Source organism: Mycolicibacterium sediminis (assembly GCF_010731735.1).
GTDB classification, from domain to species: domain Bacteria; phylum Actinomycetota; class Actinomycetes; order Mycobacteriales; family Mycobacteriaceae; genus Mycobacterium; species Mycobacterium sediminis.
This window is the reverse complement of the sequence record NZ_AP022588.1, coordinates 1735165-1747990: the sequence shown is the minus strand read 5'-3', so window position 1 is coordinate 1747990 and position 12826 is coordinate 1735165. Positions and strand designations below refer to the sequence as shown.

Annotated in this window: 12 protein-coding genes; 4 read left to right on the top strand and 8 right to left on the bottom strand. The window is 68.4% G+C overall.

Features of this window, described 5'->3' with window-relative positions; all coding sequences use genetic code 11:
- Positions 1 to 18: 18 nt before the first annotated feature.
- Both G6N64_RS08385 and fadD2 read right to left on the bottom strand, forming a co-directional pair.
- Positions 19 to 810, bottom strand: a complete 792-nt coding sequence (locus G6N64_RS08385; protein ID WP_163801529.1) for an SDR family NAD(P)-dependent oxidoreductase — start codon at positions 808 to 810, stop codon at positions 19 to 21.
- Positions 811 to 838: 28 nt separating this feature from the next.
- Complete coding sequence (gene fadD2 / locus G6N64_RS08380) at positions 839 to 2554, bottom strand: long-chain-fatty-acid--CoA ligase FadD2 (protein ID WP_163796474.1); 1716 nt, start codon at positions 2552 to 2554, stop codon at positions 839 to 841.
- A gap of 71 nt (positions 2555 to 2625) precedes the next feature.
- Here fadD2 and G6N64_RS08375 point away from each other — a divergent pair, with 71 nt between their 5' ends.
- Together G6N64_RS08375 and G6N64_RS08370 are read left to right on the top strand one after the other, a co-directional pair.
- Positions 2626 to 3882, top strand: coding sequence for a DNA polymerase domain-containing protein (locus tag G6N64_RS08375; protein WP_163796473.1), 1257 nt, complete (start codon positions 2626 to 2628; stop codon positions 3880 to 3882).
- 126 nt (positions 3883 to 4008) lie between these two features.
- Positions 4009 to 4464 (top strand): STAS domain-containing protein, encoded by a 456-nt coding sequence (locus G6N64_RS08370; RefSeq protein WP_246231042.1) that lies wholly within the window; start codon positions 4009 to 4011, stop codon positions 4462 to 4464.
- Positions 4465 to 4569: 105 nt separating this feature from the next.
- Here the strand turns inward: G6N64_RS08370 and G6N64_RS08365 are convergent, their stop codons facing one another.
- Positions 4570 to 5232: an SDR family oxidoreductase gene (locus G6N64_RS08365; RefSeq protein ID WP_163796472.1), complete on the bottom strand. Its 663-nt coding sequence runs from the start codon at positions 5230 to 5232 to the stop codon at positions 4570 to 4572.
- Positions 5229 to 5660 carry a VOC family protein gene (locus tag G6N64_RS08360; protein WP_163796471.1) on the bottom strand — a complete coding sequence of 144 codons (432 nt, stop codon included), beginning with the start codon at positions 5658 to 5660 and terminating at the stop codon, positions 5229 to 5231. The genes G6N64_RS08365 and G6N64_RS08360 overlap by 4 nt, the downstream gene beginning before the upstream one ends.
- Positions 5661 to 5889: 229 nt before the next feature.
- Between G6N64_RS08360 and G6N64_RS08355 the strand changes: the two genes are divergently transcribed.
- Positions 5890 to 7020 (top strand): ferredoxin reductase, encoded by a 1131-nt coding sequence (locus G6N64_RS08355; RefSeq protein WP_163796470.1) that lies wholly within the window; start codon positions 5890 to 5892, stop codon positions 7018 to 7020.
- A gap of 12 nt (positions 7021 to 7032) precedes the next feature.
- Positions 7033 to 8262, top strand: a complete 1230-nt coding sequence (locus G6N64_RS08350; RefSeq protein WP_163796469.1) for a fatty acid desaturase family protein — start codon at positions 7033 to 7035, stop codon at positions 8260 to 8262.
- A 31-nt stretch (positions 8263 to 8293) separates the two neighbouring features.
- Here the strand turns inward: G6N64_RS08350 and G6N64_RS08345 are convergent, their stop codons facing one another.
- The 4 genes from G6N64_RS08345 to G6N64_RS08330 all read right to left on the bottom strand — a co-directional run bounded on the left by G6N64_RS08345 (position 8294) and on the right by G6N64_RS08330 (position 12791).
- The gene (locus tag G6N64_RS08345) at positions 8294 to 8995 is read right to left on the bottom strand and encodes a TetR family transcriptional regulator (RefSeq protein WP_163796468.1); all 702 of its coding nucleotides are present in this window, start codon (positions 8993 to 8995) and stop codon (positions 8294 to 8296) included.
- A gap of 126 nt (positions 8996 to 9121) precedes the next feature.
- Complete coding sequence (locus G6N64_RS08340) at positions 9122 to 9997, bottom strand: LysR family transcriptional regulator ArgP (protein WP_409370753.1); 876 nt, start codon at positions 9995 to 9997, stop codon at positions 9122 to 9124.
- Between the two features lie 11 nt (positions 9998 to 10008).
- Positions 10009 to 10878 (bottom strand): NAD(P)-dependent oxidoreductase, encoded by an 870-nt coding sequence (locus tag G6N64_RS08335; protein ID WP_163796466.1) that lies wholly within the window; start codon positions 10876 to 10878, stop codon positions 10009 to 10011.
- Positions 10879 to 10988: 110 nt separating this feature from the next.
- Positions 10989 to 12791, bottom strand: coding sequence for a putative bifunctional diguanylate cyclase/phosphodiesterase (locus tag G6N64_RS08330; RefSeq protein ID WP_246231041.1), 1803 nt, complete (start codon positions 12789 to 12791; stop codon positions 10989 to 10991).
- Positions 12792 to 12826: the final 35 nt, after the last annotated feature.

Below are 12826 nucleotides of genomic sequence, written 5' to 3'. Positions count from 1 at the left end.
CCACGAGTCGCAGCCGACTCAGGGCAGGATCGAGTCGACGTAACCGCCGTCGACCCGCAGAGCGCCGCCGGTGGTCGCCGACGACAACGGTGACGCCAGGTAGGTCACCATGTTCGCGATCTCGACCGGCTCGATCAGCCTCTGCAACAACGACTGTGGGCGATGCAGGCGCATGAACTCGCGCTGCGCCTCGTCCCATGGCAGCGACGAGTCGACCAGTTCGTAGACGAAGTCCTCGACGCCCGCGGTGTGCGTGGGACCGGCGATGACGGAGTTCACCGTGACGCCGGTACCCGCCGCCTCCTTCGCGAAGCCCCGCGAGACCGCGAGCAGCGCGGTCTTGGAGACACCGTAGTGGATCATCTCGGCGGGAATGACGATCGCCGAGTCGCTTGCGATCTGGATGGCCCGGCCCCAGCCGCGTTCGACCATCCCGGGCAGGTAGGTGCGGATCAACCGGACCGCGGCCAGCACGTTGACCTCGAAGTAGTTGCGCCACTGGTCGTCGGTGATCTCCGAGGCCGGGACCGCGCCGAAGATGCCGAGGTTGTTGACCAGGACGTCGACGTGCGGCAGCTCCGCGAGCAGTCGATCGACGCCCTCGGCACTGCTGACGTCGACCGCCACGCCGAGGACGTCGGCCCCGGTCGACTCCCGCAGACGTGCGACCGCGTCGTCCACCTTCTCCGCGGACCGGCCGTTGACGGCGACGCGAGCGCCGCTGCCCGCCAGCCCTTCGGCAATGGCGTACCCGATGCCCTGAGTCGATCCGGTGACGAGTGCGGTCTTGCCCGAGAGGTCGATGTTCACGGTGGTGTCTACCACCGCACGGCGAGAACTATTCCGACTCGGGCTTGGCCGGCTCGCCGTCGATGTCCGCGGTCTGTCCGTCGACCTCGTGCTTGGCCAGCTCCCGCTTGAGGATCTTGCCCGTCGGGTTGCGCGGCAGTTCGTCGAGGAAGATGACCTCGCGCGGCACCTTGTAGCGGGCGAGGTTGTCCTTGACGTAGGCCTTGATCGTGTCCTCGTCGACGCTGGCGCCCTCCGCCTTCACGACGAAGGCCCGCAGCCGATGGCCCCACTCGTCGTCCTCGACGCCGAGTGCGGTCGCCTCGATGACCTCGGGGTGGCCGCTGATCAGGTCTTCGACCTCGGCGGGGAAGACGTTCTCGCCGCCGCACACGATCATCTCGTCGTCGCGGCCACTGACGTAGAGCAGGTCATTCTCGTCGAAGTAGCCGACGTCGCCCGACGACATCAACCCGTCGATGATCTGCTTGTGCCCGCCGCCGGTGTATCCCTCGAACGGGAAGGTGTTGCCGACGAAGATGCGGCCCACCTCGCCGCGGGGGACCTCCTTGCCGTCGTCGTCGTAGAGCTTCACGCGCACGCCCTTGACGACGGGACCGACGGTCGCCGGGTTGATCGACAGGTCCTTGGGTCGCGCGATGGTCGCGAACGCGATCTCGGTGGACCCGTAGAGGTTGTAGACGACGGGGCCGAGATCCTTCAGTGCCCGGTTGGCCAGCTCGCCACCGAGCTGCGACCCCGACACGAAGACGATCCGCAGGCTCGACAGGTTGGGCTTGGGGCTGGTCTTCTCCAGTTCGTCGAGGATCCGCGACAGCATCACCGGCACCACGACCATCGCCGTGACGCGGTGCTTCTCGATGTCGGCCAGCACGGTCGCCGGCTTGAACTTCCGCCGCAGCACCAGCGTGCAGCCGAGCATCGACGCGATGGTCGCGTGCAGGAGCCCCAGCGCATGGAACATCGGCGCCGGCAGCGACGTGACCTCGCCCGCCTTGAACGGCACGTGGGACAGCACGCCACCGATCGGTGCGAGCGACGGCGGGCTGCTGCGATTGGCGCCCTTCGGCGTCCCGGTGGTGCCACTGGTCAGGATGATGATCTTGGCGTGCTTGTCGCTCTTCGGCGGCGGGGTGTTCTTGCTGCGGGCGATCAGCTCGGCAAGCGTCTCGTCGGTGCTCTCGGACGGATCGGAGTTGTCCGGGTTGGTCGGCAGCGCGCGGAGCTTGCCCAACTCGGGTGACGCCGCGCTGCACGCCTTCGTGTACTCGTCGTCGTGGATGATCAGCTTGGCGCCCTCGCGCTCGGACACCTCCTTGATCTGAGGTCCGGAGAACTCGCTGTTGAGCAGGATGATGCGGGCCCCGACCCGGGCTGCCCCGAAGAACGCGATCGGGAACCACCGGTGGTTGCGGATCAGCAGCGCCACCCCGTCCCCACTGCGGACCCCCAGGCTCGACAGCCCGTGGGCGACGGCGTTGACGGCCTCGTCGAGTTCGGCGAACGTGACCTCGCCCTCGTCGTCGATGACGGCCGTGCGGTGCGGCGTGCGGCGCGCGTTGAGAGCGGGGATCATCCCGAACTCGCCCCACTTGCGAATGTCGGTCAGCATCGCCGCCATGTGCTGCGGCGCTTCGATCTTCAGGGCGCCGGCCTCGAACATCTTGCGGGCGTAGTGCAGTTCGGCTGCCCCGCGCTCCAGATACTGCTGAGCCTTGGCGGGCAGGTCAGTGAGGTCAATCATGACGACCACCCTATGTGACGGGTGTCGACTTCCGGCCCCGAACTGAGACCCCTCACAACTACGATGGAGCCATGGCGAGTCCGCGGTCCCTGGAGATCGGTGGCCGGACACTCATGGTCACCAACCCGGACAAGATCGTCTTCCCCGAGTACGACGGCCGGCCCGGCGTCACCAAGCTCGACCTGATCGAGTACTACCTGGCCGTCGCGGACGGCGCCCTGCGCGGAGTCGCCGGCAGGCCGATGATCCTGAAGCGGTTCGTCAAGGGCATCACCGAGGAGGCCGTGTTCCAGAAGCGGGCGCCCGAGAAGCGACCGGACTGGATCGACGTCGCCGAACTGAAGTACGCCTCCGGGACGTCGGCCAAGGAGGCGGTGCTCCGCGAGACCGCCGGGGTGATCTGGGCGGTGAACCTGGGCTGCGTCGACCTCAACCCGCATCCGGTGCAGGCGGAGGACCTCGAGCATCCCGACGAGTTGCGCGTCGACCTCGATCCCATGCCCGGCGTCGAGTGGCCACAGATCGTCGACGTCGCGCTGGTGGTTCGGGAGGTCCTCGCCGACTTCGGGCTGACGGCGTGGCCCAAGACCTCCGGGTCGAAGGGCTTCCACGTGTACGCCCGCATCGAGCCGCGCTGGCCCTACCGGCAGGTGCGGCTCGCCGCCGAGACCATCGCCCGCGAGGTCGAACTCCGCGCGCCCGATCTCGCGACCAGCCGCTGGTGGAAGGAGGAACGCGAGGGCGTCTTCGTCGACTTCAACCAAAACGCGAAGGACCGCACCATCGCCTCGGCCTACTCGGTGCGCTCCCGCCCCGACGCGAGGGTCTCCACACCTCTGACGTGGGACGAGGTGCCGACCTGCCGGCCGGAGGCGTTCACGGTGGCGACGGTGCCCGCCCGCTACGCCGAGATCGGCGACCCCTGGGAGGGCATGGACGACTTCCCCGGCGGGCTCGACGCCCTGCTCGAGCGGGCCAAGGAACTCGGCCCGGCGGAGAAGGCACCCAAGGGCGCGCGGCGCGCGAACGGCGCGGGAGGCCGCACCTCACCGATGCCGCTCATCGAGATCGCACGCACCAAGACCAAGGACGAGGCCCTCGCGGCGCTCGACACGTGGAAGTCGCGTCACCCCGACGCGGCCGACCGTCTCGAGCCCATCGACGTCCTGGTAGACGGCATGCGGGGTCCGAGTTCCATCTGGTACCGCATCCGGGTGAACCTTCAGCACGTCCCCGAGGACCAGCGGCCTCCGCAGGAGGACCTGATCGCGGACTACTCGCCGTGGGAGAAGCACTCCGGGCCGCAGGGCCGACCTCCGGGTTCTTAGCAACTATTTAGTGCTGACTCCCCAGGACCTTATGTCTGCTGCATAACTTCGGTACTACGTCGAGGACATCGGGCACGTACGTAGGCGTACAGCCGCCCCCGACCAAGTATCGAAGGGAGACCGCTCATGGGTACCACCACCCGGATGCCGGCTTCGAAATCCCCGTTCCGGTACGGCAATCCGACGATCGACTGCAAGGGTGCCGAGGTTCATACCCTCTGCAAGCAGCTCGCATCGGTCATGACGGTCAGTGGATTCATCGACCAGACCAACGTCGAGTGCCTCAGCGATCGGGCTCGGCACTGCGTCATCCCCGAGAAGGCCTTCGTCCTCGACCTCACCGGCGTGGAGTCGTTCGCCAAGGCAGGCATCGCCCTGCTCGACGCGATCGACGACGCCTGCTTCGCCGCCGGCGTCGAATGGTCGCTCGTCGCGGGCGAGGCGCTGACGCACATCCTGCGCGTGCACGCCCAAGACCCGGACCTGCCCGTCGCGCACTCGGTTCCCGAAGCGCTGCACCACTTCTCGGACGTCGCCGACGAACGCCGTCGACTCCTCCCCATGCTCACCAAATCCGCTTAGTCGAGAGGAATCACGACGATGTTGCTTGACGTTCGTTGGCTCGCCCATCTGCTGCGCGGTCGCCGCAGGCACCCCGCAACCGCCGGCCACCCGGCCTGATCGGCCTCAGCCGGTAAGTCCTGCGACGGCCTCGGCGACCGGGGTGTCACCACCGATCAACTCGAACGTGACCCCTGCCGCCGCATCGCCCGACACCAATTCCGCCAGTACGGCGGCGACGTCCGCTCGGGGAATGCTGCCCCTCTCGGTCTTGGTCGCCGCAGTCACCCGACCGGTTCCGCCGTCGTCGGTCAGCCCACCGGGTCGCACGATCGTCGTCGACAATTCGGCGCGCTGCCGGACGTTCGCATCGGCCGCCGACTTCGCCTCGAGGTAGGCGGCGAACACCTCGTCCTGATCGTCCGTGGGTTCGTCGGCGCCGATCGCCGACACCATCACGTACCGCCGGACTCCCGCGGCGACCGCGGCATCGGCCAGCAGGATCGCTCCGTCGCGATCGACGGTCTGCTTCCTCTCGATGCTGCTACCCGGCCCCGCACCTGCGGCGAACACCACGGCGTCGGCGCCCTCGAGGAGCGCCGCCACGTCGTCGACCGACGACTTCTCCAAATCGACGACGAGGGCCTCTGCGCCCGCCGCCTCGAGGTCCGTCCGGTGATCCGGGTTGCGAATGAGACCGGCCACCGAGTCACCCCGGTCGGCGAGCAACCGCTCCAGCAGCAAGGCGATCTTCCCGTGGCCGCCGGCGATCACGATCCGCCTACTCATGATGCGAAGACCTGCGAGTCGTCGCCGAAGGCCTTGAACTCCAACGCGTTTCCAGCGGGGTCGCGCAGGAACATGGTCCACTGCTCACCCGGCTGACCTTCGAATCGTACGTAGGGCTCGATGACGAAGTCGACATCTGCCGTGCGTAACCGATCGGCGAGCGCGTGAAACCTCTCGACGGTCAGGATCAGCCCGAAGTGCGGCACGGGGACGTCATGGCCGTCGACCGGGTTGTGCGTCCGCTCCACCGCGGTGGGTGCGAGGTGCGTGACGAGCTGGTGCCCCGCGAGATCCCAGTCGATCCACGCGTCGGCGCTGCGTCCCCGTTCGAGGCCGAGCACGTCACCGTAAAATTGCTGGGCACGGCCCAGGTCGTCCACGGGCACGGCGAGGTGGAAGCGCGGGATGGGTGAGTCGAGAACCGTCATGCCACCACTGTGCGCCGTCGACCGTCGTCGCCGCATCGTCGGGGAACGGGGCCCTCCCACCGGCCCGTCCGGCCCCTCCCGCGGCCCCGCGCGACGGCGGCGACGATTTCATATCTCACCTGCGAAAACATTGGTCACATATGTTCTCCGGATCCAGGTGTCACGGCGTGTGACTTGGGGCACTCTGGAGTCAGCGTCGTGACGGCGCCCCGATGAAAGGTGGCGCCACATGGGCGGCAGACTGCGTGGCTTGACCCGCTGGAGCGAGGCCCCGGCCCGCGACGTCGAGACGGCGACCACGCCGAAGGTGAACGTCCTGAGAGGTCTGGCCGCACGCGCGACGACGCCGCTGCTGCCCGACGACTACCTGAAGTTGATCAACCCGCTGTGGAGCGCCCGCGAACTGCGCGGAGTGGTCGTCGACGTACGGCGCGAGACCGAGGACTCGGCCACGGTCATCATCAAGCCCGGCTGGGGCTTCTCGGGGAACTACCTGCCCGGGCAGTACCTCGGCATCGGACTGCGCGTCGACGGACGCTGGCACTGGCGGTCGTACTCGTTGACGTCGGTGCCGCAGACCGACGGCAAGAACGTCTCCATCACCGTCAAGGCCACACCGGAGGGCTTCCTCTCCACGCACCTGGTCAACGGTGTCACGCCGGGGACGATCGTCCGACTGGCGTCGCCGAAGGGTGACTTCGCACTGCCAGACCCGCCGCCGTCGCAGCTCCTGTTCATCTCGGCCGGCAGCGGCATCACGCCGATCATGGGCATGCTCCGGACGCTGAAGGCACGAGGCGAGACACCCGACATCGTCCATATCCACAGCGCCCGGTCCGCCGAGGACGTCATCTTCTACGACGAACTGCGCACACTCGAGAAGGACCAGCCGAACTACCGGCTGCACCTGCAGCTCACCGCCGAGATGGGCAAGATCGACTTCACGGAACTCGACGACGTGGTCGGCGACTGGTCCGGCCGGTCCGCGTGGGCCTGCGGGCCGCCGGAGATGCTGGACGCGGCCGAGGAGGCGTGGACCGAGGCCGGTGTGCGAGACAGCCTGCACCTGGAGCGCTTCACCATCGCGCGCACCGACAAGGGCGGCGAGGGCGGCACCGTCCTGTTCAAGAAGTCCGACAAGACCGTCGAGGTGGACGGGGCCACCTCGATACTCCAGGCCGGTGAGGACGCGGGCATCCAGATGCCCTTCGGATGCCGCATGGGCATCTGCCAATCATGTGTCCTCCCACTGGAATCGGGTTACGTCCGCGACATCCGATCCGGCAACGAGCACGGCGAAGGCGACCGAATTCAGACCTGCATCTCCACCGCATCCGGCGACTGCACCATCGACATCTAAGGCGACGACGACATGGCCATCAGTGACATCAAGCAGTACACCCACCTATCCGCAGCGGACGTCGAGGAACTCGGCCGCGAACTCGACGCCATCCGTGCCGACATCGAGGAGTCCCGCGGCGAACGGGACGCCCGCTACATCCGCAGGGCCATCCAGCTGCAGCGCGGCCTCGTGGTCGGCAGCCGTGTCGTCCTCATGGCGAGCCGCAACAAGTGGGCGTGGACGCTCGGCACCGCGATGCTCGGCACCGGCAAGATCATCGAGAACATGGAACTCGGCCACAACATCACCCACGGTCAGTGGGACTGGATGAACGACCCCGAGATCCACTCGACCGAGTGGGAGTGGGACACCACCTCTCCCACCGAGCACTGGAAGAAGTCGCACAACTTCATCCACCACAAGTACACCAACATCGTCGGCCTGGACGACGACATCGGTTACGGCATCATGCGTCTCACCCGCGACCAGCGGTGGGAGAAGTGGATGATCGGCAACCCGATCTACAACGTGCTGCTGGGCACCCTCTTCGAGTGGGGCGTCGCGCTGCACGGGGTCGAGACCACGAAGTGGCGCAAGGGTGACAAGTCGATGGCCGAGGTCCGCAAGGACCTGAAGATCATCGGCAAGAAGGTCGGCAAGCAGGTCGGCAAGGACTACGTCGTGTTCCCGGCGCTCGCCGGACCGGGGTGGAAGCACACCCTCGGGGCGAACGCGGTCGCGAACCTGATCCGCAACTACTGGTCCTACATGGTGATCTTCTGCGGCCACTTCCCCGATGGCGCGGAGAAGTTCACGCAGGAGGAGTTCGAGAACGAGACGCAGGCCGAGTGGTACCTGCGCCAGATGCTCGGCAGCGCCAACTTCAACGCCGGCCCGGTGATGGCCTTCATGAGCGGCAACCTGTGCTACCAGATCGAACACCACATGTTCCCCGACCTGCCGAGCAATCGGTACGCCGAGATCGCGGTCCGGGTGCGGGCGCTGTGCGAGAAGTACGACCTGCCCTACACGACGGGTCCGATCCTGCGGCAGTACAAGCAGTCGTTCGTCACCATCGCCAAGCTTGCGCTGCCGGACCGCTTCCTGAAGGGGACGTCCGACAACGCTCCCGAGACGAACTCGGAGCGGAAGTTCGCTCAGGTCCGCCACCTGCGACTCGGCCAGGTCGACCCCGAAACGGGTCGGCGTCGGGGGCTGCGTACCGCGATGCGGGAGCTGCAGAGCAGCAGCGCGGCGTAGCCCGCTTCCGGTCCCCGTCCGGAACGGACGTTCACCCAGCGCGGTGGGGCGCCGCCAGTCGAGCAGAATCGAACTGGCGGCCCTCGCCGAACAGGTAGCCGCGGAAGTAGGCGGCGACGTCGGCGACGACGATCCCCTGCAGGATCACGTCCCAGACGGCGGCGAGCCGGTCGACGAGGTCGGACGGGTTGGTCCCGAAGCTCGCAACCGCCCAGACGCCGTAGGCCGCACTGGCGATGGAGCGGCCGACGCCCTCCGGATCCACGTCGCCGCGCACGTCGCCCTGTGCCTGACCGAGCCGCAGTTGGGCTCCTATCGCATCGGTCCAGGCGTCGAAGTGCCGCGCCGAGTGTCCGGTCGCCCGGCCGACGGTCTCCATCAGCTGCGAGCTGACCCGCGCGCCCGCGTCGTTCACGTGCAGATATGCCACGGCGAACGTGCCCCGGATGACGGCTTCGAGTGCCGACCCGCCGTCGTCGGCGGACGTGTAGGCGTGGTGCACCTTTGCGTTGGTCTCGACGAGGATGGCCTCCGCCACCGATTCCTTGCCGTCGAAGTGGTGGTAGAACGCGCCCCCGGTCATGCCCGAGTTCGCGATGATCTCGCTGGTGCCGGTGTAGGAGTAGCCCTGCCGGGCGAACAGCCTGACGGCTGAGTCGAGGATGCGTCGACGGGTCGCGACGGACCTCGTCTGACGGCGCTTGTCACCGCCACGGTCGATCGTCGTTGCCATGCGCGCACCTCCGTCGATCGTGGACGTACACCGTCACGTTTGGTGTACGAGTGTTCACTCACGGTATCAGGGGCGCATTGCCACAGTCTGCGACGTGGCTCACAGATCACGAAGAGAAGCGGGTGTCTACCGTCTCAGTGCGGCGGCCGCTGCGGTGCAGACCGCATCGGTGATGCGTGCGACCAGCGGGCTGTCGAGCTTCCAGCACTGCCAGAACAGCGGCACGTCCAGGTGAACGTCCGAAATGGGCCGGAGTCGGGCGTCCGCGTCGGCCAGAGACTCGGGGAACATCCCCCACCCCACGCCGGACCGGACTGCCGCGGCGAAGCCCTCCGCCGAGGGCACGTAGTGCGTCGGCGGGTCGATCGGCCGCCGGAACGCCCTCCGGAGGAACAGGTGCTGCAGCGCGTCGTCCCGGTTCCACGCGACGTTCGGGGCGAGCGCCGCAGCGCGGGCGGTGAACCCGTCGGGGAAGCACCGTTCGGCGAACGGTGCCGACGCCGCCGCGACGTAGCGCATCACACCCAGCGGGTACACCCGACACCCCGGCACCGGCGTGCGCTCGGTGGTGACGGCGCCCAGCGTCGCCCCCTCGCGGAGCAGCCGGGCCGAATGGTCCTGATCCTCGATGCGGACGTCGAACAGCACCGACTCCAGACTGCCGAAGACCCGAACGAACCAGGTGGCCATCGAGTCCGCGTTGACTGCCAGGGCGACGCGCGGTGCCGAACCGCCGTCGCCGCCGACCTCTGCCAGGACCTCCGCCTCGAGCAGCGCCGACTGCGCGGCCAGCCGCAACAGCGGGATTCCGGCGGCGGTCGCGGTGCAGGGCCGTTCGCGCCGGACCAAAACCTGCCCGACGCGCTGCTCGAGTGCCTTGATGCGCTGGCTCACCGCGGACGGAGTCACGTGCAGGGTGCCCGCCGCACCCTCGAAGGAGCCGGCCGCCACGACGGCCGCGAGCGCCGCGAGTTGTTCTGCGTCGAGCGCCACGCTCGCGATGTTATGGCACGTCAGCGCGAGCGGAATGCATCCAGCGCGGTCGAGTGACGCGTCAGTTCGGCGAACATCGGCTCGTGGCCGGGGTCGGCGTTCACCGCCGCCCACAACCGATCCCGACCCGCCGCCGAGATCGGGAGGAGTCCGGGATCGTCGACGACCGACAGCAGGGTGTCGAAGTCCTCGGCAGATCCGCGCAGCGGGCGCGGGTTCGATTCGTCGAGCGCGCGCTTCACCACCGCCGCCATCGGGCCGATCTGGAAGAGCCGTAGCGCGGTGTCGTAGGTCCCGCCGAGCTGATCGGTCAGATCGAGCGCCTCCCGCAGTCCCACCTCCGCCGCCATGACGAAGGCGTTGGTGATCAGCTTGTATCGGACGCCCGAGCCGACCGGACCAACGCGCTCCACCTTGCCCAGGACGGACAGCACGCCGGCAGCACGCTCTGCGGCGTCGGGTTCACCGCCGAGCAGGAACGTCACCGCCGCCTCGCGGGCGTATCGCACGCCGCCGACGATGGGCGCGTCCACGACGGACACGGAGGGATCGGCTCGCTCGAGCACGGCGTCGATCATGGCCGGCGTGGTCGTCGATCCGATGACCAGGACCGAGCCGGCACGCAATCCGGCGAGGATGCCCTCGCTGCCGAAGTGTGCGGCCGGAATGTCCTGCGACATCACGAGACTCACGACGACGTCGGCCCGCTCGGCGGCCTCGGCCGCGGTCCCGGCAGCCTTTGCTCCCGCGGCGACGGCCGCGTCCAGGCGCCCGGCGTCCCGGTCGTAGGCCACCACCGGGTGTCCCGCCGCCACCAGGTGCGGCACCATCTCCGAGCCCATGTCGCCCACGCCGACGATGCCCACCGTCACCGATCCCACTGTCGTCATCGTCTCTCCCAAGGACTCGTGCCGACCACGGTGGCCGACGCCATCAACGCTATTGAGCCGAAGGATTCCCGGCATTGCGGCTAGCTGGGGGTGACGGGTGCGGGAATCCGTCAGCGCCGCGGATGGGCAGCCGAGTCGGTGGCCGCGGCAGAGGCCGCGGGAAAGAACACCTCGACGAGATCGCCCGGCGCCTGCGGGCGGCCGAAGTAGAAGCCCTGCGCCATGTCGATCCCCAGTCGCACCAGGGCCGACCGCTGACGCGGTGTCTCGACGCCCTCGGCGACGACCGGCAGGTGCAGCGCATGGGCCAGTGCGGCAACGGCGGTGAGCAGCGGCGGCGGATCGCCCGCCTCGGTGACCGCCGCCACGAACGAGGCGTCGAGCTTCAGGAAGTCGCTGGGCAGCCCCTGCAGCCTGCCGAGCGACGAGTAGCCGGTGCCGAAGTCGTCGATGGCGATGCGGACACCGCCGGCACGCAGCTCGGAGAGGGCGGCGATGGACGAGGGGCGGTCGCCGTCGACCACGGTCTCGGTGACCTCGAGCACCAGACGCTCCGCGGACCAACCGGTCTCGCCGAGCGTGTCGAACACCTGTGCCGCGTAACCCTTTTGCACCAGATCGAGCCCGGAGACGTTGACGCTCAACGAGATCGCGGCCCCACCCGACCGCTCGTGCATCCAGCACGCGTCCCGACAGGCGCGCCGCAGGACGTAGTGGTCGAGTGCGCCGATGAGGTCGTTCTCCTCGGCGAGCCGCACCACCTCGGTGGGCGACAGGTCCGGACGCGACACCGGCTGCCACCGCAGCAGCGCCTCCACGGCCACCACACTGCCGTCGGCGAGCGAGATGATGGGCTGGTAGCGGACGTTCACCGTTCCGGCGTCGATGGCCTCCCGCAACTCCGTGGCGATCGACGGCAGCAGGGCCGACTCCAGCATCGTCCGGTTGCGGCCACTGCGTCGCGATCGACGCAGCGCCGTGTCCGCACGGGCCAGCACGGCAGATGCCGTCTCGCCCGACTGCCACGCCGTCACGCCGGCCGAACACTCGCTGGTGATGGCCTCGCGCAATCGGTGCGTGAGCGAAACCGCTTGTCGCTCATATGAATTCTGCAGCAGTACGCCGAACTCGTCAGCCGCGCGCCGGGCGAGGATCTGTTCGGGCTCGAGCACGCCGCGCCACGCCGCGACGACGTGGTGCAGCACCTCGTCGCCCCTCGGGCCACCCAAATCGTCGTGGATGATCCCGTAGTCGTCGAGGGTCAGCAGCACGACCGCAGGCCGGGGACCGCCCGACTGTGCCCGGCTGATGACGACCCCGAGCAGCCGGTCGAACCCGCGCCGGTTCAGCAGGCCGGTGTCGTCGTCCAGTTCGGCGTTGTAGACGATGCGACCGAGAATGGCGATGAGAACGCCCATGGTCACCGTCGTGGCCGAAGCCACGACACTCGACCACCACGGCGCCGCCGGGGACAGGACGACCGCCGTGCAGCAGCAGGCGACGGCCAGGGTCAGGTGCGCCGCCGTGGCCCGCCACGACACGAAGAACGCAGCGCAGGCGATGAACACGTACAGCGTCGCGAACGACACCGCGACCGTCGGGTCGGCCGACTCGTACACCGAGACGGTCGTCTGCACGGTCGCCGTCGCCACGAGGACGTGGAGCTGCCACAGGCGCAACCGGGCACCCCACAGCAACGTCGCCGTGCCGACGATCACCGCGATCGCCGCGTTGGCGAACTGGACGGTGGGGGTGCCGAAGCTGGTGGGGGACACGGTGGTCGTCACCGCGACCAGCAGACCTCCGAGCAGGAAGCACGAGCCGCCGGTGCGGGTCATCAGCGTGGGAGTGGCCACGCCCGGCCACATGTCGCCGCGCGTGAGCGCCGCCCACTCTCCTGGCCTCGACCCCACGGCGGCATCCTAGCCTGGCAAATCCGGGGCCGAGG

Excerpts from the sequence above, each read along its gene's own strand:
- fadD2 (WP_163796474.1), bottom strand. The coding sequence starts at position 2,554 with ATGATTGACCTCACTGACCTGCCCGCCAAGGCTCAGCAGTATCTGGAG.
- G6N64_RS08375 (WP_163796473.1), top strand. The coding sequence starts at position 2,626 with ATGGCGAGTCCGCGGTCCCTGGAGATCGGTGGCCGGACACTCATGGTC.
- G6N64_RS08370 (WP_246231042.1), top strand. The coding sequence starts at position 4,009 with ATGGGTACCACCACCCGGATGCCGGCTTCGAAATCCCCGTTCCGGTAC.
- G6N64_RS08365 (WP_163796472.1), bottom strand. The coding sequence starts at position 5,232 with ATGAGTAGGCGGATCGTGATCGCCGGCGGCCACGGGAAGATCGCCTTG.
- G6N64_RS08360 (WP_163796471.1), bottom strand. The coding sequence starts at position 5,660 with ATGACGGTTCTCGACTCACCCATCCCGCGCTTCCACCTCGCCGTGCCC.
- G6N64_RS08355 (WP_163796470.1), top strand. The coding sequence starts at position 5,890 with ATGGGCGGCAGACTGCGTGGCTTGACCCGCTGGAGCGAGGCCCCGGCC.
- G6N64_RS08350 (WP_163796469.1), top strand. The coding sequence starts at position 7,033 with ATGGCCATCAGTGACATCAAGCAGTACACCCACCTATCCGCAGCGGAC.
- G6N64_RS08345 (WP_163796468.1), bottom strand. The coding sequence starts at position 8,995 with ATGGCAACGACGATCGACCGTGGCGGTGACAAGCGCCGTCAGACGAGG.
- G6N64_RS08335 (WP_163796466.1), bottom strand. The coding sequence starts at position 10,878 with ATGACGACAGTGGGATCGGTGACGGTGGGCATCGTCGGCGTGGGCGAC.